This is a genomic window from Endozoicomonas sp. ALB032 (genome assembly GCF_049310125.1).
Lineage (GTDB): Bacteria > Pseudomonadota > Gammaproteobacteria > Pseudomonadales > Endozoicomonadaceae > Endozoicomonas_A.
Genome location: NZ_JBLYNW010000001.1, coordinates 3,870,442 through 3,895,000 on the forward strand (window position 1 = coordinate 3,870,442; position 24,559 = coordinate 3,895,000).

The 24,559-nt window shown below is 48.1% G+C and carries 24 protein-coding genes, 13 tRNA genes and 1 rRNA gene (1 of these 38 cut by a window edge); 26 read left to right on the forward strand and 12 right to left on the reverse strand.

The genetic code is table 11. The features are described from left to right. Positions 1 to 149 precede the first annotated feature (149 nt). The 3 genes from ACO6VG_RS14630 to ACO6VG_RS14640 form a co-directional block, all read right to left on the reverse strand. Positions 150 to 836 carry a phosphoglycolate phosphatase gene (locus ACO6VG_RS14630; protein ID WP_422412230.1) on the reverse strand — a complete coding sequence of 229 codons (687 nt, stop codon included), beginning with the start codon at positions 834 to 836 and terminating at the stop codon, positions 150 to 152. Positions 837 to 927: 91 nt separating this feature from the next. Continuing rightward, positions 928 to 1,605, reverse strand: a complete 678-nt coding sequence (gene rpe, locus ACO6VG_RS14635; RefSeq protein ID WP_422474452.1) for a ribulose-phosphate 3-epimerase — start codon at positions 1,603 to 1,605, stop codon at positions 928 to 930. Between the two features lie 245 nt (positions 1,606 to 1,850). Beyond that, positions 1,851 to 2,882 (reverse strand): NADP(H)-dependent aldo-keto reductase, encoded by a 1,032-nt coding sequence (locus ACO6VG_RS14640; protein WP_422474454.1) that lies wholly within the window; start codon positions 2,880 to 2,882, stop codon positions 1,851 to 1,853. Between the two features lie 302 nt (positions 2,883 to 3,184). Here ACO6VG_RS14640 and rplM point away from each other — a divergent pair, with 302 nt between their 5' ends. From rplM to ACO6VG_RS14665, 5 genes are all read left to right on the forward strand, one after another. Continuing rightward, positions 3,185 to 3,613: a 50S ribosomal protein L13 gene (rplM, locus tag ACO6VG_RS14645; protein ID WP_252176280.1), complete on the forward strand. Its 429-nt coding sequence runs from the start codon at positions 3,185 to 3,187 to the stop codon at positions 3,611 to 3,613. A gap of 12 nt (positions 3,614 to 3,625) precedes the next feature. Next, a complete protein-coding gene (gene rpsI, locus ACO6VG_RS14650) occupies positions 3,626 to 4,018 on the forward strand; it encodes a 30S ribosomal protein S9 (protein ID WP_252176279.1) in 393 nt (130 codons plus the stop codon). A gap of 480 nt (positions 4,019 to 4,498) precedes the next feature. Beyond that, entirely contained in the window at positions 4,499 to 5,092 is a 594-nt protein-coding gene (petA, locus tag ACO6VG_RS14655) for a ubiquinol-cytochrome c reductase iron-sulfur subunit (RefSeq protein WP_422132998.1), read from the forward strand. Then, positions 5,092 to 6,324, forward strand: coding sequence for a cytochrome b (locus ACO6VG_RS14660; RefSeq protein ID WP_317142580.1), 1,233 nt, complete (start codon positions 5,092 to 5,094; stop codon positions 6,322 to 6,324). Before petA ends, ACO6VG_RS14660 begins: the two co-directional genes overlap by 1 nt. Then, positions 6,324 to 7,079 carry a cytochrome c1 gene (locus ACO6VG_RS14665; protein ID WP_422132999.1) on the forward strand — a complete coding sequence of 252 codons (756 nt, stop codon included), beginning with the start codon at positions 6,324 to 6,326 and terminating at the stop codon, positions 7,077 to 7,079. Before ACO6VG_RS14660 ends, ACO6VG_RS14665 begins: the two co-directional genes overlap by 1 nt. Before the next feature lie 92 nt (positions 7,080 to 7,171). On the opposite strand, the gene ACO6VG_RS14670 is transcribed toward ACO6VG_RS14665, so the two are convergent. Beyond that, a complete protein-coding gene (locus ACO6VG_RS14670; protein ID WP_422133000.1) occupies positions 7,172 to 7,687 on the reverse strand; it encodes a shikimate kinase in 516 nt (171 codons plus the stop codon). Positions 7,688 to 7,880: 193 nt separating this feature from the next. Between ACO6VG_RS14670 and ACO6VG_RS14675 the strand changes: the two genes are divergently transcribed. Then, a complete protein-coding gene (locus ACO6VG_RS14675; RefSeq protein WP_422133001.1) occupies positions 7,881 to 8,441 on the forward strand; it encodes a DUF2058 domain-containing protein in 561 nt (186 codons plus the stop codon). 40 nt (positions 8,442 to 8,481) lie between these two features. Here the strand turns inward: ACO6VG_RS14675 and ACO6VG_RS14680 are convergent, their stop codons facing one another. The 3 genes from ACO6VG_RS14680 to ACO6VG_RS14690 all read right to left on the reverse strand — a co-directional run bounded on the left by ACO6VG_RS14680 (position 8,482) and on the right by ACO6VG_RS14690 (position 10,835). Next, the gene (locus ACO6VG_RS14680) at positions 8,482 to 8,859 is read right to left on the reverse strand and encodes a RidA family protein (RefSeq protein WP_422133002.1); all 378 of its coding nucleotides are present in this window, start codon (positions 8,857 to 8,859) and stop codon (positions 8,482 to 8,484) included. Positions 8,860 to 8,969: 110 nt separating this feature from the next. Next, a complete protein-coding gene (locus tag ACO6VG_RS14685) occupies positions 8,970 to 9,893 on the reverse strand; it encodes a hypothetical protein (RefSeq protein WP_422474456.1) in 924 nt (307 codons plus the stop codon). 63 nt (positions 9,894 to 9,956) lie between these two features. Beyond that, positions 9,957 to 10,835 carry a LysR family transcriptional regulator gene (locus ACO6VG_RS14690; RefSeq protein WP_422133004.1) on the reverse strand — a complete coding sequence of 293 codons (879 nt, stop codon included), beginning with the start codon at positions 10,833 to 10,835 and terminating at the stop codon, positions 9,957 to 9,959. A gap of 269 nt (positions 10,836 to 11,104) precedes the next feature. Between ACO6VG_RS14690 and ACO6VG_RS14695 the strand changes: the two genes are divergently transcribed. From ACO6VG_RS14695 to ACO6VG_RS14755, 13 genes are all read left to right on the forward strand, one after another. After that, a complete protein-coding gene (locus tag ACO6VG_RS14695; RefSeq protein ID WP_422133005.1) occupies positions 11,105 to 12,397 on the forward strand; it encodes a cation:proton antiporter in 1,293 nt (430 codons plus the stop codon). 154 nt (positions 12,398 to 12,551) lie between these two features. Continuing rightward, positions 12,552 to 14,045, forward strand: coding sequence for a glutamate--tRNA ligase (gene gltX, locus ACO6VG_RS14700; RefSeq protein WP_422133006.1), 1,494 nt, complete (start codon positions 12,552 to 12,554; stop codon positions 14,043 to 14,045). 258 nt (positions 14,046 to 14,303) lie between these two features. After that, positions 14,304 to 14,379 (forward strand) — tRNA-Ala (locus tag ACO6VG_RS14705). A 53-nt stretch (positions 14,380 to 14,432) separates the two neighbouring features. Next, positions 14,433 to 14,508: transfer RNA gene (locus tag ACO6VG_RS14710), tRNA-Glu, on the forward strand. 95 nt (positions 14,509 to 14,603) lie between these two features. Further along, a tRNA-Gly gene (locus tag ACO6VG_RS14715) sits at positions 14,604 to 14,686 on the forward strand. A 34-nt stretch (positions 14,687 to 14,720) separates the two neighbouring features. Further along, positions 14,721 to 14,803: transfer RNA gene (locus ACO6VG_RS14720), tRNA-Gly, on the forward strand. Between the two features lie 34 nt (positions 14,804 to 14,837). Next, a tRNA-Gly gene (locus tag ACO6VG_RS14725) sits at positions 14,838 to 14,913 on the forward strand. A gap of 43 nt (positions 14,914 to 14,956) precedes the next feature. Continuing rightward, positions 14,957 to 15,032 (forward strand) — tRNA-Glu (locus tag ACO6VG_RS14730). Positions 15,033 to 15,069: 37 nt separating this feature from the next. Continuing rightward, positions 15,070 to 15,152: transfer RNA gene (locus ACO6VG_RS14735), tRNA-Gly, on the forward strand. A 34-nt stretch (positions 15,153 to 15,186) separates the two neighbouring features. After that, positions 15,187 to 15,262: transfer RNA gene (locus ACO6VG_RS14740), tRNA-Gly, on the forward strand. 43 nt (positions 15,263 to 15,305) lie between these two features. Next, positions 15,306 to 15,381, forward strand: a tRNA-Glu gene (locus ACO6VG_RS14745). Positions 15,382 to 15,418: 37 nt separating this feature from the next. Beyond that, positions 15,419 to 15,494, forward strand: a tRNA-Gly gene (locus ACO6VG_RS14750). A gap of 43 nt (positions 15,495 to 15,537) precedes the next feature. Further along, a tRNA-Glu gene (locus tag ACO6VG_RS14755) sits at positions 15,538 to 15,610 on the forward strand. Positions 15,611 to 16,121: 511 nt separating this feature from the next. Here ACO6VG_RS14755 and ACO6VG_RS14760 read toward each other — a convergent pair. After that, a complete protein-coding gene (locus ACO6VG_RS14760) occupies positions 16,122 to 16,646 on the reverse strand; it encodes a cysteine hydrolase family protein (RefSeq protein WP_422474458.1) in 525 nt (174 codons plus the stop codon). 76 nt (positions 16,647 to 16,722) lie between these two features. Here ACO6VG_RS14760 and ACO6VG_RS14765 point away from each other — a divergent pair, with 76 nt between their 5' ends. The 3 genes from ACO6VG_RS14765 to ACO6VG_RS14775 all read left to right on the forward strand — a co-directional run bounded on the left by ACO6VG_RS14765 (position 16,723) and on the right by ACO6VG_RS14775 (position 18,028). After that, positions 16,723 to 17,682: a GlxA family transcriptional regulator gene (locus ACO6VG_RS14765; RefSeq protein WP_422474461.1), complete on the forward strand. Its 960-nt coding sequence runs from the start codon at positions 16,723 to 16,725 to the stop codon at positions 17,680 to 17,682. Between the two features lie 160 nt (positions 17,683 to 17,842). Further along, positions 17,843 to 17,918, forward strand: a tRNA-Ala gene (locus ACO6VG_RS14770). Between the two features lie 34 nt (positions 17,919 to 17,952). After that, positions 17,953 to 18,028: transfer RNA gene (locus tag ACO6VG_RS14775), tRNA-Glu, on the forward strand. Between the two features lie 206 nt (positions 18,029 to 18,234). Here the strand turns inward: ACO6VG_RS14775 and ACO6VG_RS14780 are convergent. Beyond that, a complete protein-coding gene (locus ACO6VG_RS14780) occupies positions 18,235 to 18,435 on the reverse strand; it encodes a hypothetical protein (protein ID WP_422133007.1) in 201 nt (66 codons plus the stop codon). Positions 18,436 to 18,693: 258 nt separating this feature from the next. Between ACO6VG_RS14780 and ACO6VG_RS14785 the strand changes: the two genes are divergently transcribed. Continuing rightward, complete coding sequence (locus ACO6VG_RS14785; RefSeq protein ID WP_422133008.1) at positions 18,694 to 19,194, forward strand: GAF domain-containing protein; 501 nt, start codon at positions 18,694 to 18,696, stop codon at positions 19,192 to 19,194. Between the two features lie 63 nt (positions 19,195 to 19,257). On the opposite strand, the gene ACO6VG_RS14790 is transcribed toward ACO6VG_RS14785, so the two are convergent. Next, a complete protein-coding gene (locus ACO6VG_RS14790; protein WP_422476291.1) occupies positions 19,258 to 20,472 on the reverse strand; it encodes an RNA-guided endonuclease InsQ/TnpB family protein in 1,215 nt (404 codons plus the stop codon). After that, positions 20,384 to 20,815: an IS607 family transposase gene (locus ACO6VG_RS14795; RefSeq protein ID WP_422476293.1), complete on the reverse strand. Its 432-nt coding sequence runs from the start codon at positions 20,813 to 20,815 to the stop codon at positions 20,384 to 20,386. The genes ACO6VG_RS14790 and ACO6VG_RS14795 overlap by 89 nt, the downstream gene beginning before the upstream one ends. A 341-nt stretch (positions 20,816 to 21,156) precedes the next feature. Here ACO6VG_RS14795 and ACO6VG_RS14800 point away from each other — a divergent pair, with 341 nt between their 5' ends. Together ACO6VG_RS14800 and ACO6VG_RS14805 are read left to right on the forward strand one after the other, a co-directional pair. Beyond that, positions 21,157 to 22,044 (forward strand): DMT family transporter, encoded by an 888-nt coding sequence (locus ACO6VG_RS14800; RefSeq protein ID WP_422474463.1) that lies wholly within the window; start codon positions 21,157 to 21,159, stop codon positions 22,042 to 22,044. Positions 22,045 to 22,109: 65 nt separating this feature from the next. Continuing rightward, a complete protein-coding gene (locus ACO6VG_RS14805; RefSeq protein ID WP_422474465.1) occupies positions 22,110 to 23,123 on the forward strand; it encodes a hypothetical protein in 1,014 nt (337 codons plus the stop codon). Between the two features lie 41 nt (positions 23,124 to 23,164). Here ACO6VG_RS14805 and ACO6VG_RS14810 read toward each other — a convergent pair whose 3' ends face one another. Beyond that, positions 23,165 to 23,722: a chalcone isomerase family protein gene (locus tag ACO6VG_RS14810; protein ID WP_422137479.1), complete on the reverse strand. Its 558-nt coding sequence runs from the start codon at positions 23,720 to 23,722 to the stop codon at positions 23,165 to 23,167. A 665-nt stretch (positions 23,723 to 24,387) separates the two neighbouring features. Between ACO6VG_RS14810 and ACO6VG_RS14815 the strand changes: the two genes are divergently transcribed. Continuing rightward, positions 24,388 to 24,559: ribosomal RNA gene (locus tag ACO6VG_RS14815) — 16S ribosomal RNA — on the forward strand (it continues 1,384 nt past the right edge of the window).

The window sequence follows — 24,559 nt, forward strand, 5'->3', positions numbered from 1 at the left end:
ATTATTCTGGGCGCAGTTGTATGAGTAAGAGTTGAAGACTATATGACTGCAAGGGTTAATGCAAACACTGGGACTACTGAATTGTGTAGTTTATTGCCTCTCCCCTGAGTCTTTGCAGTTTGGCAGTCTGTCAGGCTCAGGGTCAGATTTCATAGCAAATCCGTCAGACTATCGATAACAAGGTCCGGGTGTGCAGACTCAATCGGCTCTCCATGGTTATAGCCGTAGCGAAGGCCCACCACTTTTACATCTGCAGCTCTGGCCGCTTTTACGTCACTGCTGGAGTCCCCGATCATGAGGCTGTTCTGCGTAGTACAGCCAAAGTGCTTCATGGTGTGCTGAAGGGGCAGCGGGTGGGGCTTTTGCTCGTTCAGGCTGTCACCACCTATGCTGAGTTCAAAGAAGTGGTCAATGCCCATATGCTTTAACAGTGAGTCGGTGAAGATTTCGGATTTGTTGGTTACTACAGCCTGTTTGACGCCCGCCTTGTGGATCTGGTTGAGGAAGGTGAATACGCCGGGGTAAAGAGCGCTGTGCTGGCCAACTTCAATGGCGTAGTGGTGTTTGAACCGTTCCATAGCTTTGGTAAAGATGCCTTCTTCAACAACACCGGGTTGGTCTCCCATCATGTCATCGGCCAGAGCTCTTTTGACCAGGGATGGAATACCATTGCCTACCCAGAGCCTGGCTTTTTCATCACCAGCTTCAGGCAGGTTGAGTTCTGTCAGCATTTTATCCAGGGCTATAGCCAGATCGGGAACACTATCAACCAGTGTGCCATCGAGATCGTACATGATTAATTGAACGGGACTGCTCAACAATTCAAACAACTTCATTGTTTTCAAATATCCAGAGGGAAGAAGTAATAGAGGCCGAGGTTTTAGAAGGAACAGAGTCAGCAGGCGACTCTACTCCCTGAGGTCAGCTTCAGAGGGATTCTGCCTTGGAAAGCTCTGTCCGCATTTGGCTGATAACATCATGATAATCCTCAGCATTGAAGATGGCTGAGCCGGCAACAAAAGCATCTGCACCGGCTTCAGCGATCTGGCGAATGTTCTGTACACCGACGCCGCCGTCTACCTCCAGACGAATGTCCAGCCCACTGTCGTCAATCATTTTGCGAGCATGGCGCAGTTTGCGCAGAGTCGAAGGAATGAATTTCTGGCCACCAAAGCCCGGGTTTACGGACATAAGCAGAATCATATCCAGTTTGTCGATCACATATTCAATCACGTCGGGAGAGGTTGCCGGATTCAATACCAGTCCGGCTTTGCAGCCACCTTCACGAATCATCTGCAGGCTGCGATCAATATGATCAGAGGCTTCAGGGTGGAAGGTGATGATGCTGGCGCCGGCTTCAATAAAATCTCCGATTATGCGGTCTACCGGGTTGACCATCAGGTGGACATCGATGGGAGCTGTGACGCCATGCTTTCTCAGGGCCTTGCAAACCATGGGGCCAATGGTCAGGTTGGGCACGTAATGGTTATCCATGACATCAAAGTGTACCCAGTCAGCTCCAGCGGCAATGACGTTGTCCACCTCTTCTCCAAGACGGGCAAAGTCAGCTGAAAGTATGCTGGGGGCGATAATAAAGTCACGCATGTTTTGGTTTCCGGTGAGTTCCGATCAGAAATGTGGGGGATTTTAGACTTTTGCCCAGCCGATGTCAGTTCTTAACAAAAAAGTATTCACCTTCAAGTAGGTGGACTGACTAGATTGAGTCGTGCTTTCAGAAAGTGCCTGAAGCTTTGCGGTGTTTTGACCTTTTGCTCACTGGAAGAGGCTCGTTGTTTCAGGGGTGTTGGGTGTCATTGAGGCTGACACCCGATGAACAAGGGTGTAATAAATCAGGGGGCAGGGTTCGGCTGCAGGGTGTGAATGCTTTCAATCTCTTCCAGCAGGGGTTCTGACAGCTGCAATTCACTGGAAGCGAGGTTGCTCTCCAGTTGCTCCAGGTTGGTAGCGCCAATGATGTTGCTGGTCAGGAAAGGGCGGGATGTGACAAATGCCAGTGCCATCTGAGCAGGGTCCAGACCTGAATCTTTTGCCAGCTGTACATAGGCCTCGATGGCCCTGCGAGATTGGGGTGAGTCATAGCGCTGGTAGTGAGGGAATAACGTTAATCGAGCGTTTTCAGGTCGCGCACCGCCAATGTATTTGCCCGAAAGAGCGCCAAACCCCAATGGTGAGTATGCCAGAAGACCGACCTGCTCACGGTGGGCTATTTCAGCAAGACCTACCTCGAAAGAACGGTTCAGCAGATTATAGGGGTTTTGAATACTGACGGCTCTTGGCAGGTGCTTTTCGCTGCTGATACGGAGGTGCTCCATAACACCCCAGGGGGTTTCATTGGAGAGGCCGTAGTGTTTGATCTTGCCGACCTTAACCAGTTCATCCAGGGCTGAAAGTGTTTCTTCTACCGGCGTCCCGTCGAAGCCGTGCTGGTGAGCGTAACCGAGCTTTCCGAAGAAGTTGGTGTTACGATCAGGCCAGTGCAGCTGATAAAGGTCAATAGCTTCAACGCCCAGTCGTTTCAGGCTGCCGTCAATGGCTTTATGGATATGATTCGGTGTCATCATTCGGCCACCGTCTATATATGTCAGGCCGGGGCCGCAGACCTTGGTGGCAATGACCAGATCATTGCTTTTGCCACGCTGCTTTATCCAGTTGCCAATGATAGATTCTGTAAGGGAATAAGTTTCTTCCCTGGCCGGTACCGGATACATTTCTGCAGTGTCAATGAAATTGACACCATAGTCCACAGCTCGATCCAGCTGAGCGAATGCTTCCTGTTCGGTATTTTGCTCGCCCCAGGTCATAGTGCCGAGACAAAGGACGCTGACTTTAATATCGGTGCGCCCCAGTTTTCTGTATTCCATTGAAATCAAGCTCCAAAGGTTTCAGCCTGATGGCAGAATAACTCCGGATTTACAATGTTCACAAGGGTATTTGCAGATTATTTGTATCAGCGGATACGTAGGAATCCTCTAATGTGTCGGAAGGGGGTTTCATTCCTGTGAACAGACGATATAATACCGCTCCCGTTTCCCAATTGAGCGCCCATGTTTGAACAGGTCGTTGCCGGAGCTGTTAGCCTTGCTTCGATCCCTGATCAGTTCCCTGAGAAGGGCGGCCAAGTAAGAACAGGTATTGCGAGAGCAATACTACTGAGGCGAATTTAATGAAAACTTTTAGTGCAAAGCCAGAAACCGTAAAACGTGACTGGTTCGTGGTCGACGCTGAAGGCAAGACCCTGGGGCGACTGGCTACCGAAATTGCAACCCGTCTGCGCGGCAAGCATAAGCCAGAATACACTCCTCACGTTGACACTGGCGATTACATCGTTGTTGTTAATGCAGAGAAGGTCCATGTTACTGGTCGTAAAGCGTCTGACAAAATGTATTACCGTCACACTGGCTTCCCTGGTGGCCTGCGTTCAGCCAGTTTTGAAAAGCTGATTGCGCACAAGCCAGAAATGGTCATTGAAAAAGCTGTTAAAGGTATGCTGCCAAAAGGCCCTCTGGGTCGCGACATGTACCGTAAGCTGAAAGTTTACGCCGGTACTGAGCATCCGCATGCTGCTCAACAGCCACAGAAACTGGACATTTAATCGGGGGTAGCCATGTCAGTGACTCAATACTACGGTACCGGACGTCGTAAGTCTTCTACCGCTCGCGTTTTCCTGAAATCTGGTTCTGGCAGTATTTCTGTCAATGGCCGTAGCCTGGACGAATACTTCGGTCGTGAGACTGCTCGTATGGTTGTTCGCCAGCCTCTGGAACTGACCGAATTGCTGGAAAAATTCGACATTAAAATCACCGTTAACGGTGGTGGTGGTTCCGGTCAGGCCGGTGCTATCCGTCACGGTATCACTCGTGCGCTGATCCAGTACGATGAGAGCCTGCGTTCTCCTCTGCGTAAAGCTGGCTATGTGACTCGTGATGCACGTGAAGTTGAACGTAAGAAAGTGGGTCTGCGCAAAGCGCGTAAGCGTCCACAGTTCTCCAAGCGTTGATGTCGCTGGCGCCTGTTTTCAGGCGCTGCAGAAAACGCCCGCTTTATGCGGGCGTTTTTTTTGGCTGAAAAAAAGAAAACGGTACGATCGCTGGTGTTTTGTATCCTTGGCGAAGGTTGTTTGTATAAAAAACAAACTTAATCAGTGTTGGATGTTTAACAAATATGGCCTGGGCTGGATGTAATAGAATATGCCCTTGGACAATGGGGGGGCTGGAGTTCCTGTGGCGTAAGGGTTTGATTCAGAGGTTAAGGAAAACTTCATGTAAGGCTTTTGTATAGAAACTAAAACCAGTATCATTACGCTCTGCTGCTTAGGTGGGACAAATAATCAGACAAGGCTTTGACAGGGGGTGAGAGAAAGGTCATTTAAAGATTTTTCTCTTAGTAAGAGACGTAACTCTTGTACTCCCTGCTAATATCCCACCCGTGAATTAAAAGAAGTTTTTGGGCATTTGCCTGGATGGGGAGAGTAGGTTAAATGAGTGACAACGGCGTAAATAACAGCCGGCGCCGCTTTCTCGTGGCTGCGACTTCGGTGGTGGGGGCTGCCGGGGCCGTTGGGGTCGCTACACCTTTTATCAAGTCATGGAATCCCAGTGCCAAAGCAAAGGCTGCTGGTGCTCCTGTGAAGGTGAACCTCAGCAAGTTGGAGCCGGGACAGCAGATTGTAGTTGAATGGCGCGGTAAGCCTGTGTTTGTGGTAAGACGAACCCAGGCCATGCTGGATAATATAAGGTCTCTGGATGACAAGTTGAGAGACCCCAGGTCCGAGAAATCAGAACAGCCAGCGTACGCAGCAAATGAGTACCGTTCCGTGAAGGATGAGTACCTGATTCTGGTCGGTCTTTGCACCCACCTCGGGTGTTCACCCAAATACATGCCTGAAGTCAAACCGATGGAATTTGACCCTGAATGGAAAGGTGGTTACCACTGCCCATGTCATGGTTCGAAGTTCGATCTGGCTGGTCGTGTATTCAAGGGAGTGCCTGCGCCCACCAATCTGGAAGTGCCTCCTTATACCTTTGAGAGCGACACAGTCATCATTGTCGGCCAAGATGAGGAGAATGCGTAATGGGCAACTTCATGGATTGGCTTAATGCCAGGCTACCTGTCACCCAGGTCTGGGAAGATCATCTCAGTAAATACTACGCACCAAAGAATTTTAACTTCTGGTATTTCTTCGGCTCTCTGGCGCTGCTGGTTCTGGTTAACCAGTTGCTGACCGGTATCTGGCTGACCATGAGTTACGTGCCCAGTGCAGAGCAGGCTTTTGCTTCCGTTGAATACATCATGCGTGATGTGGAATACGGCTGGCTGATTCGCTACATGCACTCTACCGGCGCATCTTTCTTCTTTATCGTTGTCTACCTCCACATGTTCCGTGGTCTGATCTACGGCTCTTACCGAGCTCCAAGGGAGTTGGTGTGGATCTTTGGTATGGCCATTTATCTGGCGCTGATGGCTGAAGCCTTTATGGGCTACCTGCTGCCATGGGGTCAGATGTCATACTGGGGTGCCCAGGTTATCATTTCCCTGTTCGGTGCTATCCCTGTTATTGGTCCAGACCTGCAGCAGTGGATCCGGGGTGACTTCCTGATCTCGGGTATTACTCTGAACCGTTTCTTTGCTCTGCACGTTGTGGCTCTGCCTATCGTTATTCTGGGTTTGGTGGTCTTGCATATCATTGCCCTGCACGAAGTGGGTTCCAACAACCCTGACGGTGTTGATATCAAGAAGCTGAAAGACAAGGACGGCGTACCTCTGGATGGTATTCCATTTCACCCATACTACACCGTGAAAGACCTGGTAGGGGTTGCAGTCTTCCTGTTTGTGTTCTGTAGTGTCATGTTCTTCTTCCCTGAAATGGGTGGCTTCTTCCTTGAGTACGCTAACTTTGAGCAGGCCGATGCACTGAAGACTCCAGCGCATATTGCACCGGTATGGTACTTCGGAGCCTTCTACTCCATCCTGCGTGCGATCACCTTTGACATAGGTCCGATCGACTCCAAGCTCGGTGGTGTTATCATGATGGGTGCAGCGATTGCTATTTTGTTTGTCCTGCCATGGCTGGATCGCAGCCGGGTCAGATCCTGGCGCTACAAGGGTATTATCAGCAAGGTTGGGATCTTCCTGTTTGCCATTGTCTTTGCGGTGCTGACCTGGTTAGGAACTCAGCCGGCGACAGTAACCTACACACTGATTGCACAGCTTTGCACCCTGTATTACTTCGCATTCTTCCTGTTGATGCCGTTTTATACACGATGGGAAAAAACCAAACCTGTACCGGAGAGGGTGACCGGATAATGAAAAAAACAATAATTACCCTGTTGTTTTCGCTGGTCCCAGTGCTTGGATTTGCGGCGGGTGGTTCAGGTTATCCTCTGGATCCGATTGAGACTGATCACTCTGACAAGGCATCGCTGCAGCGTGGTGCCATGTATTATCAGAACTTTTGTGCGGGCTGTCATGCGACTCAGTTCCAGCGCTACGAGCGTGTAGCCGACGATATCGGTATTCCACACGATCTGATGATGGAAAATCTGGTACCAAAGTCTGCCAAGATCGGTGATCTTATGAAGAACGGTATGCGCAAGGATGAAGCCAAGGTATGGTTTGGTGCTGCGCCACCGGATCTGACCATGGTGACCCGGGTACGTGGTGAAGACTGGGTCTATACCTATCTGCGTACTTTTTATGAAGATCCAAAGCGTCCGTGGGGTGTGAATAACAAGGTATTCCCTGACGTGGGTATGCCTCATGTGCTGATGGAGCTTCAAGGTGTTCAGATTGACAGCTGTCAGGGTGCAAGCCCGACCGAGCGTGATCCTCTGACCGGTGAGAAGATTTGTGGTCTGGTTGTGGATCCTGAGCGCAAAGGCTCCCTGACTCCGGCTGAATACGATCAGGCGATGTATGACTTGACCAACTTCCTGTCATACTCTGCTGAGCCTGTGAAGCAGAAGCGTCAGCAGCTGGGTATCTATGTCTTGTTGTTCCTGGTTCTGCTCTTCATCGTAGCTCTGCTGCTCAAGCGCGAATACTGGAAAGATATTCACTGATTGACAGTCTGTTAGCGTAAAAAAGCCCATGTCGGAATATCTGTCATGGGCTTTTTGTTATCTGCTGTTTTTCCCCGGGTAGTTGTGATCACTCAATCTGTTTGAAGAAGTGGTTTAACCTGCTCAATGATTTCCAGTGCCAGCGAGTCCTGACAGAGGGTACGGCAATCGATAGTTACATCTGCGTATTTCTTGTAAAGCATCACCCGTTCTTCAAACAGATCCTCAATGGTTTGATCTTCTGCACGAGCGATACCTCGTGTATCAAAGTTATGAATGCGCTGACGAATCTGCTCAAGGTCCAGATCCAGAAAGACGATGACCGATTCTTTAGCAAGATGTTTCATGGCGGCTTCGCTGTAAACGGCTGAGCCCCCGGTGGCAATGATGTGCCGTTTAAGATTAACTTTGAGCAGTTCTGCTTCTTCAATGTCTCGAAGAGACATATAGCCTGATCCGTCAACAATATCCTGCAGGGTTTTCTGTTGGCTGATCTGGATCAGTACATCGGTATCCAGAAAGCCAAAGGCCAGATCTTTGGCCAGAATAATACCAATAGTACTTTTTCCAGCGCCTGGCATACCGATCAGTGTGATGTTGTTTTTCATTGTTAGCGTCACCCGTGACTGCTTTCCAGAGTTTAGTGGCCTATTTTCAAACACCTGAATGCTCAACTGCAAGCCCTCTGTTGAAGGCATGTGTCTTATCTACCAGAGTTCGGCTGGCTCCGAAATCACGCGGCTGCTAAGATATCACTCCTGAGATTTTATCCATCTTCGATCCATCTATTTTGAGCAATCCATGAGTAAATCATTAAGAGACCAGCTGATGGGCGCTGGTCTGGCAACCAAACAACAGGCATTGAAAGCCAAATCCAGTAATAAGAAAAAGAAGAAGCAGGCTGCCAAGACTGGTGAGCTGACCGATCAGGAAAAACGCCGTATTGAACTGGAAAAGCAGAAAGCCGACCAGATAGAACGTGATCGTGAGCTCAATCGCAAACTGGAGGAAGAACGTCAGAAAAAGGCGTTTGCTGCACAGGTTTGTCAGCTCATTGAGATGAACACTATTCCCCGGGAAGTCGGTGATGTGGGTTATAACTTTGTGGTGGATGGCAAGGTTAAAAAGATCTATGTCTCTGAAGACATGCAAAACAGACTGAGTCGGGGGCTTTATGCGATCGGTATTCTGAGTCAGGCAGACGAGGAAGAGTATCGGGTGATTCCCGCAACAGTGGCCAGAAAGATTGAAGAGCGTCAACCTGCTGCTGTGGTTGTTCAGTCTGAAAGTCAGAGCGAGCTGACCCAAGAAGAGCAGGAGTGGTACGCGGATTATGAAATTCCGGACGATTTGATGTGGTGAAGCACTGGGGGCGTTCAGGCCCCCTTACTGACGCAACTGACTACTCAGTGGTGGCAATGACTTCAATTTCTACCTTCACATCTTTGGGCAGGCGAGCCACTTCTACCAAACTGCGAGCAGGGAAAGGGAAGGTAAAGTACTGCTTGTAAACTTCATTGATATCAGTGAAGTCATTCATATCTTTTACGAACACCGTCGCTTTCTTGACCTTATTCAGGCTGCTGCCTGCGGCTTCCAGAACAGACTTTAGATTTTTCAGACACTGATGAGCCTGTTCTTTGGTGTCTTCAGACATTACTCCGGTCTCAGGCTCAATGGGCAGCTGGCCGGAGGTGAAAATCAGGTTGCCAAACTGAATCCCCTGGGAGTATGGGCCAATGGCAGGTGGTGCATCCGGGGTTTCAATGACTTTGTGCATAATACTTAAGTTATCTGGGGCGGTTTACCAATTTTAGTTTGCGGATTCTAATCACCTGTCAGGGCTTTGTCATCGTAGTGAGGGGGGGTAACTGGCCGATTCAGGTACAATTACTTAACAGGAATATCCAGACCACCTTCTTTGAGGTACTTGATCACTTCTTTGTAACGCTTTTCGACGGAAGCATCTTTCAAACTTCCGAACCAGAATCTCCAGACAGTACTGCCAGCAGCATCCGCCGCCTGAGTACCATTAGTGCTAAAGAAGAGCGTGTTTCCTCGTTTAGTGGTCAGTAAGTAGGAGGCGCCTACTATTTCATCAGGCATTTCAGTGCAGGTCATCTCTTTGTCACGGAGACTGGAATTGGCAGTGTTATTAACCTCTTTTTTATAAATCTGCTGTTCCTCGGGCGAGCGTTTATCCAGACCGCCTTTGGTGTACGCCACATAAAGCTCCACAGGTGAACCTTTCTGCGCCATTCTGCGCAGGGTGAAAGTCCTGTCCTGAATGGTTTTAACCCGGTGCGGGTCATCCTGCATGGAAGCTGACATGGTTTGTCTGAGTGCTTTGCCCACAGGATTGCATAGCGGGGTGGTCGGTTTGCGGGTGTGGATAATCGCTATTGCATGACTGAGGAGGGCTTCATCAAGCATATTCATCAAGCTCTGCTCAAAGGTTTTCTGAAAACTGACAGCTATTGGGCGTGTGAACTCATCACTGCCGACAACCTGAACTTCAGGTGTGAGCATGAGGGGGCTGATGACCAGGCTTGCGATGTTGGTCTTGATACTGCTGGCAAGCTCTTCGTCACTGATTATTGTGCTGGAGATGTCCGTAAGCACAGTCATTTTCAGTTCATTGACATCCAGCTTTTCCAGCTCTGCATTGCTTATTTTCGATGCAGGCTCGGTCTCTTCAGACTCGGAGGCATTAGCTTTGGCCAACCAGAATGCCAGAATCAGAAAAACAATATTCCAGATGGTCTTGCTGGTAAAAAGCGGTTGTGAGTGTGAAGGCTTTGCCGTGAGCTGCAAAATAGTATCCTTGTACGCTGTTCATCAGTAGCTCACTTAAAATAGTCAATATTCCGGCTTCTGTCAGCGAAGAGCTTTCAGTATCAGTTGAATGATCTGGCTCTGATACTTTTTCCTGTGAAGCAACAGAGAGAGGGTTCTTTTCATGGTGATTCCGGAGATTTTGACAGCAACCAGTTCGCCCAGCTCCAGTTCATGGCTGACGCAAAGCCGGGACAGGCAGCCGATGCCCTGACCGTACTGTACCAGCTTTTTGATGGCTTCTGACTGGTTTAGTTCCATCTTGATAGGCAGGTCAGTCAGCTTTTGGCTCAGATGTTGATCAAAAATATTTCGGGTGCCAGAGCCCGGTTCCCTGAGAATCCACTGCTGGTGATTGAGTTCTTCCAGTGAGATTTCCCCCCGTTTAGCTATAGGGTTGTCAGGGCTGCAGATGACCAGCAGTTCATCTTCTTTCCAGGGGATGACGTCAATATCTTCATGCTGGCAGGGACCCTCTACACAGCCAATATCCAGGTCAAAACTGGTTACCCGCTTGATGATGGTCTCGGTATTACGGATATCCATGTTAAAGCTGATCCTGGGAAAGTCTGCACTGAACCGGGCCAGAATATCGGGTAACAAATAGTTGCCAATTGTGGTACTTGCACCGATTCGAAGATGACCCGATTCGGTGTTTTGCAGATCTCTAAACAGAGTTTCTATTTCAGACGTCCGATCCAGTAACTCGGAGGCCAGAGGCATGAGTAGCTCGCCCTGGTGATTGATCAGGAGCTTGTTGCCAGTGCGGTCAAAAAGCTGGCAGCCCAGCTGATTCTCCAGCTCGGCAAGGGCCATGCTGGTAGCGGGTTGAGAAAGGTTAAGCTGTTGGGCAGCCAGGCGAACCTGTCCGAGACTTGCGACAGCCCGGAATGTCTTGAGCTGTTTCAGTGTGATGTGCATGTTGAGGTTCTGATTAGGGTAACGCTTGTATTTTAAACTGGTTGAGCACAATACTGAATTTTAAGATGTCTGATTGTCTTCACCTTTACGTCTTTGTAACCTATGGAGTTAACGGCTGATGTAAGCTCTGCACCAGTCTCCTGGTTGAGCTGTCAATTCCTCTGTGGGATGCTATTTTTCCTTGGTACCTCAGGCGCAATTGTTCTTCCTGGTCTACCCGAATCGACATAATCCTGATGTCTCATTGAATCGTTTTCAGAGGTTTTGATATGCATGAAACCGGCCTTGCTACACAGGTCCTGATACTGGCTGCTCTGCTGCTGCTTGCCACCAGCTCAGCCATATTACTAAAAAAATTGCGGTTTCCTTATACCATTGGTCTGGTAGTAATCGGCATGGCTCTGGGAATTCTGGCGCAATACACTGACGTATTGGGGCCCTTATTAAAGGTCGAACTGTCCCATGATCTGATCATGTATATCCTGCTTCCGGTGTTGATATTTGATGCGGCTATCAACATAAAGCCTCCATATCTGTTTCGTGAGATGACTTCGGTGTTGAATCTGGCCATATTTGGCGTAATCCTTTCTATGCTGGTGGTTGGGGTCATCATGAATGTGCTGACTCCTCTCAGTCTCGCTGGAGCTATGCTGTTCGGGGCGCTGATTTCTGCAACGGACCCCGTTGCCGTTATTGCCCTGTTCAAGGAAGTTGGAGCGCCGGCTCGAATGTCTATGCTGATGGATGCAGAGAGTCTGTTTAATGATGCCACAGCAATTGTTATCTTCGGGATTGTCCTGGCGGTTATTCAGGCCGGTGGCGGCCTCGGCGTCGGTGTTCTGTTCGACGGAGTCTGGTCATTTATCGAAATCTTCTTTGGCGGAATACTGGTTGGTTTGGTCATGGGTATCGGTATGGACTGGCTATTGAAGCTGGGCAGAAACGAGCCCTTTGTGCAGATTGCTCATACCACTATCCTGGCGTATAGCAGCTTTATCGTTGCTGACCACGTTCTGGGAGTATCCGGTGTTATGTCAACTATTGCTGCGGGTATCGTTACTCGATCCAATTCAGGAAAAGTATTGTCTCAACAGGTGCGCAGCTTTATTACGCCTTTTTGGGAGTTTGTGGCCTTTATTGCTAACAGCCTGATTTTCCTGCTTTTGGGGATGAAAGAAAACCTGTTATTCAGAAATCTGGACCACTTACAGTACTATTACCCTTACCTGTTGATCGCCATTGCTTCTGTTTTGATTGGTCGTTTGGTCGTCGTCTATCTGCTCCTGCCCATATCTAACCGCCTGCCGGTGGGGCGTCCGGTGGATAACAAAATCAAAGCCATTATGTTTTGGGGTGGTTTGAGAGGTGTAGTGCCTGTTGCACTGATGCTGTCGATTCCTGACAGTATTCCCGAGAAAAAACTGATTATGGACATGACTCTGGCTGTGATTTTGTTCTCTCTTCTGGTTCAGGGCACTACAGTAAACTGGCTGATGAGAAAGCTGGGTGTCAATCAACACTACATCATAGTTAGAGAAGCTATGAAAAAGCTGGGGGGATAACCCTTTTAATGATTCATCGTGAAAGCAATAATAAGCAGCAACGCTAATGAACGGATTGTTGGCCTCAAGTATTAACCGGTCGTTGATTCGTTGTCGATGCGGCCCTGCAGGGTGTAGACTAGCGGCCACTTAAAACTTTACTCATTAGTAGATCATGACTGTTCGTACTCGCGTAGCTCCCTCACCTACCGGCGATCCCCATGTGGGAACGGCCTATATTGCCCTGTTTAATATGGCTTTCGCCAAAAGTCAGGGTGGGCAGTTTCTGCTTCGCATAGAAGACACTGATCAGGCGCGAAGTACCGCTGAATCTGAACAGCAGATTCTCGACTCTTTGCGCTGGCTGGGGCTGAACTGGGATGAAGGCCCTGATGTGGGCGGTCCTCATGGCCCTTATCGTCAAAGTGAAAGACGTGAAATTTACGACGAGCACGCGCAAGCGCTGCTTGATAAAGGGCATGCTTTTCGTTGCTTCTGCAGCGCTGAGCGTCTGGATGCCCTGAGAGCAGAGCAGGCTGAAACCAAACAGGGCTCAGGTTATGATGGTCACTGTCTGCATTTGTCTGAAGAAGAAGTGCAGAGCAAGATGGCTGCAGGCGAGCCCCATGTTATTCGCATGAAGGTACCTTCTCAAGGCAGTAGCAAAGTAGAAGATATGTTGCGTGGCACCATCGAAATTGAATGGTCTCAGGTGGATATGCAGGTTCTGGTTAAAGCAGACGGTATGCCTACTTACCATCTGGCTAATGTGGTCGACGATCACCTGATGGGTATTACTCATGTCATCAGGGGTGAAGAGTGGATCAGTTCTGCACCCAAGCACCAGCTGCTTTATCAATACTTTGAGTGGGAAATGCCAAAGCTCTGCCACATGCCACTGCTGCGAAATCCGGACAAGAGCAAGCTATCCAAACGCAAGAATCCAACCAGTATTACCTATTATCGGGATGCCGGCTACCTGCCAGAAGCGCTGCTGAATTACCTGGCTCGTATGGGTTGGTCGATGCCGGATGAGCGCGAGAAGTTTAACCTGGAAGAGATGGTTGAAAACTTTGACATCCAGCGTATTTCCCTGGGTGGTCCGATTTTTGACCAGGAAAAACTGTCGTGGCTGAACGCCAGTTGGATTCGTGAGGATCTGAGCACCGAGCAGTTTGCCGATCGCCTTCATAAATGGTTGCTCAACAGCGACTACATTATGAAGTTCCTGCCTTTCGCCCAGGGGCGTGTCGAAACTCTGGCTGACTTTGCTCCCATGGCCAGCTTTATGTTCTCTGGCATGTTAGAGCTGTCAGAAGAAGACTTTATACATAAAAAGCTTGCGTTGGCTGAGGTAAAGAAAGTGCTGCAGTTCACCCTTTGGAGACTGGAGCAGCTCAGGCAGTGGAACAAAGAAAATATCTTTGCTGAAGTGAAAACCCTTGCCGGGGAGATGGGATTGAAGCTGGGAGATTTTAATCCTTCAATCTTTATCGCCATTGCCGGGACACCGAACTCCTGGTCGGTAATGGATTCTATGGCCATTCTCGGTGCCGACATGACTCGTGCCCGTCTGCGCCATGCGGTCAATGTTCTGGGTGGATTGTCCAAGAAAGAAACCAAGCGTTTTGAAAAAGAGTTCAGGGCACTGGGCGCTGGGTCTAAGTAAACCTGACTCATCCCTCCCTATAGAAAAGGCTGGATTTTTCCGGCTTTTTCTTTATCAGGGGCAGAAGCTTTGTTTAAAGCCTGAGCGGTAAAGCGTCCAGCGATAAAAAACTATATAACTATCTGCTTCAATTAAACATTTTTTCATAAGTGAGCTTGACAGGTCAGGGGGGCATCCATATCATTCGCCCTGCGTTTCGGGGCAGCCAAACATCTTTTCAGGAAGGGTAGGGTGAGCCGGAGTGTTAAGGAGTATTTTGGGGCTATAGCTCAGCTGGGAGAGCGCAACACTGGCAGTGTTGAGGTCAGCGGTTCGATCCCGCTTAGCTCCACCAAATTTTCAAAGCCAGACGTTTTGTTCGTCATAGGCGTTTGAATAAAAAATTGTGTCCCGTTCGTCTAGTGGCCTAGGACACTGCCCTTTCACGGCAGTAACAGGGGTTCGAGTCCCCTACGGGATGCCATTTTCAAAGTCGGTGAATAGTATTTTTACTGATTGTTCTGACCGGCTAAGTCATTAGACTGCGTCGCTCAGTTCATTGTTGAATGCACTGATTAAGCGGGAATAGCTCAGTTGGTAGAGCACAACCTTGCCAAGGTTGGGGTCGCCTCAGAGTTAAAGAGTGAGTCTCGTTTCCTGCTCCGGACTTTGAAGAAGTCCTAAATTATCTTCATTGCGGGAATAGCTCAGTTGGTAGAGCACAACCTTGCCAAGGTTGGGGTCGCCTCAGAGTTAAAGAGTGAGTCTCGTTTCCTGCTCCGGACTTTGAAGAAGTCCTAAATTATCTTCATTGCGGGAATAGCTCAGTTGGTAGAGCACAACCTTGCCAAGGTTGGGGTCGCGAGTTCGAGTCTCGTTTCCCGCTCCAAATTAAAGGCTGTATGCGCAAGCATATAGACACAAAAGATTGTGTCCCGTTCGTCTAGTGGCCTAGGACACTGCCCTTTCACGGCAGTAACAGGGGTTCGAGTCCCCTACGGGATGCCAATTTAAGACATTGAAGAAGTCATAAAAAATCTTCATTGCGGGAATAGCTCAGTTGGTAGAGCACAACCTTGCCAAGGTTGGGGTCGCCTCAGAGCTAAAGAGTGAGTCTCGTTTCCTGCTCCGGACTTTGAAGAAGTCCTAAATAATCTTCATTGCGGGAATAGCTCAGTTGGTAGAGCACAACCTTGCCAAGGTTGGGGTCGCGAGTTCGAGTCTCGTTTCCCGCTCCAGATTAAAGGCTGTATGCGCAAGCATATAGACATAAGAGATTGTGTCCCGTTCGTCTAGTGGCCTAGGACACTGCCCTTTCACGGCAGTAACAGGGGTTCGAGTCCCCTACGGGATGCCAATTTAAGACATTGAAGAAGTCATAAAAAATCTTCACTGCGGGAATAGCTCAGTTGGTAGAGCACAACCTTGCCAAGGTTGGGGTCGCGAGTTCGAGTCTCGTTTCCCGCTCCAAATTAAAGGTTGTATGCACAAGCATATAGACACAAAAGATTGTGTCCCGTTCGTCTAGTGGCCTAGGACACTGCCCTTTCACGGCAGTAACAGGGGTTCGAGTCCCCTACGGGATACTCCTTCCTGCTAATTTCCCTTCTAAATCAATACCTTACAAAATATCTGATCAACTTTTGCACAGCAAAATCCCCCTGATAGCACCCCTACAAGCCCCATTCCACCTGATACCATTTTCTGAGTGCCCCTCAGAGTGCCCCTGGAGTTTCGGTGCCCCCAGTTAGGGGCACTGAGCCAGGAACCCTCCTCATAATTCACACAGCTCACGAGAATTTTAGAGTACCATGCGTACCAAATTGTAAGGCGTGGTAAAAACGCCCAATTTTCTCTCCCGAATCCCCAAGAGTTTCGCCCCAAAATCTCGGTGCCCCCAGCTAGGGGCACCGGCCTGTAACTACCAGTACTATCGCTCCGCTTGCAAAGTGCCCCCAGCTAGGGGCACCGAAATCTGTGAAATACCTATACTGATTCAAAGGCCGGTGCCCCTAGCTGGGGGCACCGTACCATGTGTACCAAAAGCATGAACCATAACGAGACACCCACAGACAGCTCATCGTATGGATGGGAGTATTAAGCGAAGGCTTTTTCAATGGTCGACATTTCGATACCCCTTACTTGCATTGCATCAAGGGCCAATGCATGGGTAATGCGATCTGTAGTGCATACGCACTCTTCAATCACTTTGGGTTGATATCTGGCTGCTGCAGGAGATAAGGCTGTATGGGTGATACAGTTATGAGTCATCATGCCTGTCAGTATAATCTCATTGACATTTAGCGCTTGAAGTATTTCATCAAGATTGGTTTTTTCAAAGCAATCTGCATGGCGTTTGGTGATGATAGGAGCATCAGGTGCCGCTGCCAGAATGTCTGCATGAATTTCAGCGCCATGTGAGTTTTCGTAGAAAAACAAACCTTCACCCGCCTCAGGTGAAACCAGGTGTTGTATGTGAATAATCGGTATGTTTTTTCCTTTCGCTAATTCTATCGCTTTAAGATTCTGCGTTAGCGTTACTTCCGTTTGATGGAGTGCATATTTTCCTGCTTTGAAATAGTCGTTTTGAATGTCGATTACGATTAGAGCTTGTTGAGTCATCTAAGTTTTTCCTGATAGTTTCTTGTCAATGTTTGGTCATTTTGTTTGATTTGGGTTTGTCTGAGCAGCGACTAAAATGACATCATTAGCTTCAAATGCGACAGGTGTCACCGTGAGACAAATAAAAACTGTAATTATTGAGTATCCATCGGTCAGTAAATCAGCGGTGTTTGGTTTTTTAGAGACGATGGAGTTGGCAAGTGCAGTTTGTCGAGAACTGGGCGTTGAAACAGAATTCGTCACAGCTGTTTATAGGCTTGAAGCAATTGGTGGGGCTGAGATACCAGACGTTGTCGTATTGCCACCCTGTAGCGGCGGCACATTTTACATGCAAGATTGCGACGTTTTGAATCAATACCTGACTAATGCTCACCAGCAGGGAGCAGTACTCGCCTCTGCCTGTGTTGGGTCGTTTATGCTCGCCAGAGGTGGGTTTCTGGACAATAAGTTTTGCACCACCCATTGGAGGCTCGGTAGTGAATTCAGCGAGATGTTCCCCAAAGCCAAATTGAATATCAATGCCATGATTGTTAATGAGGGTAATGTCATTACAGCGGGTGGCCGAATGGCTTGGCTCGATCTCGCATTTGAAGTGATTTCATCTTTCTGTCCTCCATCGGTAGCGACTCATTTATCGAAAGAAATGGTGACCGATACAGGCTATCGGGAGCAAGCGTTTTACCGTCAGTTTATGCCCAGGATGGATCATGGTGATCCGCTCGTGCTTCAAGTACAAACTTACTTTAACGAACACTTCTCGGAGGTGGTTTCTGTGTCTGGTCTTGCCAAACGTCTTTTTGTCAGTACCAGAACGCTTCAGCGTCGATTTCAAAATGCTGTTGGTTTGACGGTGGTGGAGTATTTGCAAAAACTCAGGTTACACAATGCCTGCCAATTAATCGAACTCAGTAATAAAAGTATCTCTGAAGTCTCATATCTGGTTGGATATCATAACGTCAGTGCGTTTAGAAAAATATTTAACCGAGAATATGGGCTTACGCCGAGTGAGTTCCGCAAGAGATTTCAGGTGGATTAGGTAATCGAAAGAGCCTGTGAAGTCTTTTCAGATTCAAGGAAGTTGTATTGATTCTTGACATACCGAGATGGCGGCTATTGATCAAGTCACTAGTCATGCAGGCATGATTTTCTACTACTTGATCTTTGAGGAAATAACTGCATAATACTCATCAGATTTTGGGGCTATAGCTCAGCTGGGAGAGCGCAACACTGGCAGTGTTGAGGTCAGCGGTTCGATCCCGCTTAGCTCCACCAATTTAACACTTTCCTGGTGTTAGCTAAATATTGTGTCCCGTTCGTCTAGTGGCCTAGGACACTGCCCTTTCACGGCAGTAACAGGGGTTCGAGTCCCCTACGGGATGCCATTTATCTTTGAAGTGATGAATAAATTGAGATGATCGAAAAGATAATTCAATCATTCGTTGCTGCAATACAATTCCTTTCCCTGGCACCGATTCCCTTCTTAATTATTATATGTGCAGAATGCTTTTCATCAGTCTGTTTGTCCAGGTCGGTCAGCCAGAAAGTGAATTGTCTGGCTGATGCAGGCTGAATTAACCAGACAGAAATGTCAGAGCATATAAAGGCCAATTACAAAGAGAATACCGGGTACGAAGAAGCCTACCAAAGCACCGGATTCCCTGTCGCCCCAATGTTTGTCGGAAATCTCTCCCATCAGGTAGGTAGCGGCAATCCATGCCACCAGGCAGAAAGCCACGATGATCCATCCGGTGGTCGACATTTCTTCAAGAATTCGATGTAAATTGAACATTACAGCCTCTCTGTTAATTGTGCTTTTGAACACACACCCCCTTCTTAACACTAGTCCAGCTTAGACGGGCTTCGGGAAAGTGCACGGTTAGCCTTATAATTAGTTAGAGTGACTTTAGAGACATAAGTTCCCCTTGGAGTCTCTGAACTTGTATATAAACTGGCTCTGATGGTGATAATAACGGCAGTGGCTACGTACTCTGCTGCGAACTGCTACTAACTTAGGGCTGTATCAAGCTGTATCTAAATGAGTGCAAGTATGTTTAAAGTTGTTGAGATGCCGGAGGATAAAGCCAGCTTTTATCGAATATTGGTGGCTCAGGCAAAGGCATTGACTGAGGGTGAAATGGATGCACTAGCCAATCTCGCCAATGTTGCCAGCCTGCTGTTTACGACCATGGCAGAGGTAAATTGGGCCGGGTTTTATATCGTCCGGGGCAATGAGCTGGTACTGGGGCCGTTTATGGGTAATCCTGCTTGTGTTCGCATCCCGTTTGGCCGGGGCGTCTGTGGTACTGCTGCCCGGGACCAAACCACCCAGCTAGTGGCTGATGTGACTGCATTTCCTGGTCATATTGCCTGTGATTCAGCCAGTCAGAGCGAGATCGTGATTCCGTTGTCTAAAGGGGGTGAGGTGAAAGCGGTTCTGGACATCGACAGTCCGATCACTTCCCGTTTTGATGAAGAAGACCAAAAAGGTCTGGAGGCCTTGGCAGAATTGCTGGAAGAAAGGGTTCAATTCGACCAGCTTTGCTACTGAGGTCTATCCTCTTGATTAAAACCGCAACGAGCGCAACACTCGCTGTTATGGCTAAGGTTCAAGCTACCTTGTCAAACACTTAAGAAAGACATTTCTGGCACCGTTGATATCACGATCAACGGTGAAGCCCTCACCCTTAATAATTTTGGAAGAACCTAATTTTTCGTCAATGGTCCCGTTCCATGATTGAGTCTTGGATGTATAGGCTTCGTTGCAATCAACTACATGCTTTCCATACTTTTTTGCGTACCACTTAAGCCGCTTTTTGAATTGGTAGTGATTGAGGTCAAGCATCTGGCGGCAGGTGTTACGGCGAATGGTGCGAACCTTCTTATCTTTGCGTGTGACCATACCTCTTGTCTCAAAGGTTGGCAAAAATACAACGTCGTAGTTCGACACCAACTCGAACGCCAGCCGGTTATGCAGATCAAGAACAATGTCATCCTTTTTGCATGTCAGCCGGTCAATTTCCCTGTTGAAATGAATAATCCGATCTCTTGCCCATTGGGGCATATCGGGGAACTCAACGCCCTTCTGAGTGTTCAGGATTTTTTGCTTTTGACTGATCAAGCTGTCCACTTGCTTCATCAGTGGGAACAGCTTTGTTTTTGCAACGTTATTACCCGCTATCAACGCCTCTTTTTCGCTGTAGCAAGTGGCAAAGGTGCGAACTCCGGGGTCAACTCCAACGCATCTAACCTTCCCTTGGATTTCGGGATTTAGTTCAATATGTTGTTGAACCTGAATGAACCAGCGACCTTTGTCGTAGGTTACGACACAAGATTTACCAATCGCTTCTGCTGGCACATCTTCTGTCAGGTGAATCTTGCCAAGAGCCTGTACGCAGGGATTTAATCCCTTTGGGAAACGGTCAATAGAGAATGAGTGCCTGCAACCTTTGCGGCTTTTGAAACTGATTTCTGCAAAGCCCTCTTTAGCTCCCTTGAGCTTCTTGTTGTGCTTGCAGACCGCTTTGAATGTAGCCGCTGCCGCCAGTGTTCCATTATCAGAAACAATCGAGTTATAAGCCCTGCCACTTTCTTTTTGCTCCTGCTCCACTTGAGCTTTAATGGCGGGTCGCATGTTGATGAATTTTCTGCTGGCATCTTTATAGTCATCATTGCGGAAACGCTCAACAGCAAGGTTGTACGACCTCCGATAGAGCATCAGGGCATCGTGATAGGCTTGCTTATTCTCTGGGTAAAACCTGATCTTTTTTGACGCTACTATCTTTGCGTCCTTTGCGTCTTTTAGCAGATCGCTTCCCGTAGTGGCTATTGCAGAATGAGGTAATGAAACCGATAAGCTCTTGGGTGTCGAATGGCTCACAGGCGTTATCCGGGTCATCCAAAACTTCGATTTGTCCTCCCGATAATTCAACAAGCCACTTGATAAGTTCAAATCCTGATCGGGCAAGGCGATCTTTTGTGGCAACCACAATATGGGTTGGATTTCCGCACACCGCTGATTCCAGAATGGTTTGCAGTCCTTTTCGCTTAAAGTTGAAAGCACTGGCAATATCGCTGATAAATTCTGCGTCAGGATGTTTTTGGAGTAAGATATGCTTTTGCGTGTCGATGCTGGATTTTTGCTTTCCAGAACTGACTCTTGCATAGCATATCTTCCTTTACTGGCTAATGAATATGCGGAAGTGACCACCACTTGTTTGCTTCACTTTTTCGTAGTGACCGCTTTCGATCTTGCGCCTTATAGTTTGGCTGGTTACGCTTTCAATCTTGGCTAGCTTTGTAGCTGAAACCCACAAGATAAATTCACCTTTTAATGATTTATCTTGTGTCTGGCGTAATTGATTTTGCGATTGTTGCAATTTTATTTGACTGTTCCGAAACCTCATTGCTCAACACCGGGGTTTTGGAACACATGTCAAGTTTGTCGTCTACCCACATCACCAAGTCCAATGGGTAAGATGGTATGCTTTATCTTTTTCAGGGAGGAGAAACAGTGTCTACCTGGATCTGGCTGACTTTGATGGCCGCTGTTGCTCAGGCATTTCGCACGGCATGTCAAAAAACACTTTCTGAGCGAGTCAGTGTCTGGGGGACCACATTTTCCCGATATGTTTTCTCACTTCCCCTGGTTTGGGTTTATTTGTATCTGCAACTGCACTGGCAGGATTCTGAGCTGCCTGAAATTTCTTCCACTTTCCTGCTCTACAGTTTGGGTGCCGGATTGGCTCAAATCGCTGCTACGGTTGTTATCGTCAAGCTCTTTCACCTGAGAAACTTTGCGATTGGGGTTATTTATTCCAAGTCTGAGACGGTTCTGGTGGCTGTGTTGGGTGCCATTATTTTTTCCCAGATGCTCAGCTGGGCGGGCTGGATCAGTGTTTTGTTGGGGACGGTTGGGTTGATCTTTTTGAATCCGCCCGGGCAGCAAGGATGGCGATCCCTGTTTTCGGTATCTGCTGCGTTTGGCCTCGGCGCAGGGTTCCTTCTGGCTTTGACCACCCTTTGGGTCAGACAGGCGAGTTTGTCGCTGGATGATGATCCGCTCGTGGCTTCGGCCTATACACTGACTGTCACAGTTCTTATGCAAACGGTGCTTTTGGGTGGCTTTATCTGGTTAAAAGAGCCTCAGACTCTGGGAAACCTCATTCAGCAATGGAAGTTAAGTGGCGCTGTCGGGCTTCTCAGTCTCCTGGGGTCCATCGGCTGGTTTACAGCCTTCAGTCTGCAAAACCCGGCCCTGGTCAAAACCTTGGGGCAGGTTGAATTCTTCTTCACGCTGATTATCTCCAGTCGTCTGTTCAGGGAAAAACATTCGCCTCGTGAATATTATGGCATGGCTCTGATTCTGAGTAGTGTCATTCTGCTACTCTGGCTGGCCTGACTTATTAAAGAGCAGGGCTAAAGGTCGATAAAACGGTTATTAAGCTATCAGAGGCTTTTTTTCAAATGACCGCTCTCCGATCTTCCTTTCTGATCCTGTTGCTCATCCTCAGTCATGCCGCCAGAGCTGAATTCGTTGAATTACCGAAGGTGCCGGACTTCTCTGAGCTGCAGACCCATGAAGAGGCCATACACCAGCTGTTTCAGGGTAAAGGTAAAAACTTTAAAGAAATCATAACCGCCGGTGGCGAGCTCGATCGGGCTTACACCGCTTTGTTTGATGGTACTGAATGGTTTGTCAAGATCTTTCGAGAAGATTGTTATGGATGTGAACTGATACGCTTTGAGTCTGAATGGCTGCTGAAAAAGAAGCTTTCGCTTTACCCCTGGTTGGTCAGGGTGAATGCTGAACTGGTTCTCCCGGATCGTGCTGCTACTTTCATGCTCAATCAAAAGCAGCACTACATCCTGAGTTATCCTCTGGTTCCGGGCAAGAATTTGAGTAACATTTACAATCAACAGTATCTTGCCTCAGATTATGCCCTGAATACCAAACAGAAAATTTTGTTGAGAAAAGCTTTTTACCGTTATGGGCAGGTATTGGCTCTGGCTCATTTAGATCCAAAACGACCCGCCAAGAACATTGCCGAAATGTTGAGCCGGATGGTTCGGTTACACCTTCCGGACCGAAATGGAAATAATGAAATCTATGACCAGGAATCTGATCGAATCTACCTGGTGGACCTGGCGGAGACCATTGGCGAATTTGGTGAGCCAGCCTATGTGCATGAAGATCTTGAGGAAGTGGTGGGAAGTTTGGCTGAAATGGCCTCTGATGCTCAGACCAGGAAGGGGTTTTATTGTGGGGTTGCCTATGACTGCATAGTGAATCCGCTCAGGCAGTTTGCTCTGGGTTATGCAAGCAGTCTGCCTCTCTACAATCGCAAAATGGTAATCACCATGATAGGGGAGGCGATGGTGGGTTATCTGCAGAAAGAATGTCTTGGTGAAATGCAGGGAGACTGCTTTTGTCATGCCGTGGAAACTATTGAACAGCAGTTTCTCAGTGATCAGAGCTAAAGGTTCAGGAGTAAGCAGCCAGTAAACTGGCTGCGAAAGTATCAGTGGCCCAGCATATCAGCCTTGAGGTCAGCGTCGGCAGGTTGATCTCCCAGCCAGACACCCAGTAGAGCTTTGCTGAAGTCATCACCTTCGATGGTAGCCAGCTTTTTCCCATTCTTATAGACATTAACGCCCTTGCCGGGGGTGATAAACATTACGAAGTTATCACCCTTAACAATCTCGTCTTTGAAAACATCGATAAAGGCGGTCAGTCGATCTTCGAGAGGTGCGATCTGGCCACCGGTCGACTTCTCAAATCCTTCATTAACGGCTTCAGTGAGTTTTTCAGAAGTGATCAGCGTGGAGGTGATGAACAGCTGAATGGCTACAGGCGTTGTGCTGTTCAAGACACTGCTGGCTTCACTGGCTTTTTCCGTGGTGAAGAGCGAGCCTACGTACAGATCAACAAAAAATTTGGAGCGGACACCTGCACCATTGAGTTTCAGAGTCTGGTTTTCCAGGGTTAGCGTTTCTGGAACATTTACACCATCTAGCTCAATGGCCTGGAGGTTCAGGCTCATTACAAGCGCTGAAACAAAGAGGAGTATTTTTTTCACAGATCTCTCCTGAAGGGAATGACGAAATGAAGAACTAAATATACGCTAACCGACGAATAACTGTGAAAAAAACAAATGTATTAATTGGTAAAGAAAAGCAAATGAAAAGAGACTGATCATAACCAAAGGTTGGAAAGTTGACCTGCTGGTGTAGGTATTCACCGGGGGTTGGCAGAACAAACCTCCCCTGTATAATGCGCCTCCACTGAATGGTGCATGGCTCTCAAAGAGCACGCAAGGATCCATTGCAACAGCGTTTAAAACGGTGATTGACAATCGGATCGAACAGCGTAGAATGCACCGCCGCTGAGACAGAAACGCAACGCTCACTGAGTGAACGAATGCGGTCTTGGTAAGTTGAAAAGTGACTTAGAAAACAAGCACTTGACAACAAAAACGGTCGCGGTAAGATAGCGGCCTCGCTGAACAGCGCTGACCGCTGAATCAGACGGTTAAAACCTTCTTGTTTTAATCCAGTTCTTTAACAAATTATCAGACAATTCGTGTGGGCGCTTGTGCGAATGGCATCGGTCAACAGAGCTTTGCTCTGGAATGATTTAAATGCTGATCAAGCAAGCGAACATACTCGTTAATTCTAACATGTACGTTTAATTGCAAAGATTGAGCAGTCAGCATGTTCTTCGGGGCAGCTGACAAAACGATTTAAACTGAAGAGTTTGATCATGGCTCAGATTGAACGCTGGCGGCAGGCCTAACACATGCAAGTCGAGCGGTAACAGAACTAGCTTGCTAGTTGCTGACGAGCGGCGGACGGGTGCGTAACACGTAGGAATCTGCCCGGTAGTGGGGGATAGCCCGGAGAAATCCGGATTAATA

Excerpts from the sequence above, each read along its gene's own strand:
- ACO6VG_RS14630 (WP_422412230.1), bottom strand. The coding sequence starts at position 836 with ATGAAGTTGTTTGAATTGTTGAGCAGTCCCGTTCAATTAATCATGTAC.
- rpe (WP_422474452.1), bottom strand. The coding sequence starts at position 1,605 with ATGCGTGACTTTATTATCGCCCCCAGCATACTTTCAGCTGACTTTGCC.
- ACO6VG_RS14640 (WP_422474454.1), bottom strand. The coding sequence starts at position 2,882 with ATGGAATACAGAAAACTGGGGCGCACCGATATTAAAGTCAGCGTCCTT.
- rplM (WP_252176280.1), top strand. The coding sequence starts at position 3,185 with ATGAAAACTTTTAGTGCAAAGCCAGAAACCGTAAAACGTGACTGGTTC.
- rpsI (WP_252176279.1), top strand. The coding sequence starts at position 3,626 with ATGTCAGTGACTCAATACTACGGTACCGGACGTCGTAAGTCTTCTACC.
- petA (WP_422132998.1), top strand. The coding sequence starts at position 4,499 with ATGAGTGACAACGGCGTAAATAACAGCCGGCGCCGCTTTCTCGTGGCT.
- ACO6VG_RS14660 (WP_317142580.1), top strand. The coding sequence starts at position 5,092 with ATGGGCAACTTCATGGATTGGCTTAATGCCAGGCTACCTGTCACCCAG.
- ACO6VG_RS14665 (WP_422132999.1), top strand. The coding sequence starts at position 6,324 with ATGAAAAAAACAATAATTACCCTGTTGTTTTCGCTGGTCCCAGTGCTT.
- ACO6VG_RS14670 (WP_422133000.1), bottom strand. The coding sequence starts at position 7,687 with ATGAAAAACAACATCACACTGATCGGTATGCCAGGCGCTGGAAAAAGT.
- ACO6VG_RS14675 (WP_422133001.1), top strand. The coding sequence starts at position 7,881 with ATGAGTAAATCATTAAGAGACCAGCTGATGGGCGCTGGTCTGGCAACC.
- ACO6VG_RS14680 (WP_422133002.1), bottom strand. The coding sequence starts at position 8,859 with ATGCACAAAGTCATTGAAACCCCGGATGCACCACCTGCCATTGGCCCA.
- ACO6VG_RS14690 (WP_422133004.1), bottom strand. The coding sequence starts at position 10,835 with ATGCACATCACACTGAAACAGCTCAAGACATTCCGGGCTGTCGCAAGT.
- ACO6VG_RS14695 (WP_422133005.1), top strand. The coding sequence starts at position 11,105 with ATGCATGAAACCGGCCTTGCTACACAGGTCCTGATACTGGCTGCTCTG.
- gltX (WP_422133006.1), top strand. The coding sequence starts at position 12,552 with ATGACTGTTCGTACTCGCGTAGCTCCCTCACCTACCGGCGATCCCCAT.
- ACO6VG_RS14760 (WP_422474458.1), bottom strand. The coding sequence starts at position 16,646 with ATGACTCAACAAGCTCTAATCGTAATCGACATTCAAAACGACTATTTC.
- ACO6VG_RS14765 (WP_422474461.1), top strand. The coding sequence starts at position 16,723 with ATGACATCATTAGCTTCAAATGCGACAGGTGTCACCGTGAGACAAATA.
- ACO6VG_RS14780 (WP_422133007.1), bottom strand. The coding sequence starts at position 18,435 with ATGTTCAATTTACATCGAATTCTTGAAGAAATGTCGACCACCGGATGG.
- ACO6VG_RS14785 (WP_422133008.1), top strand. The coding sequence starts at position 18,694 with ATGTTTAAAGTTGTTGAGATGCCGGAGGATAAAGCCAGCTTTTATCGA.
- ACO6VG_RS14805 (WP_422474465.1), top strand. The coding sequence starts at position 22,110 with ATGACCGCTCTCCGATCTTCCTTTCTGATCCTGTTGCTCATCCTCAGT.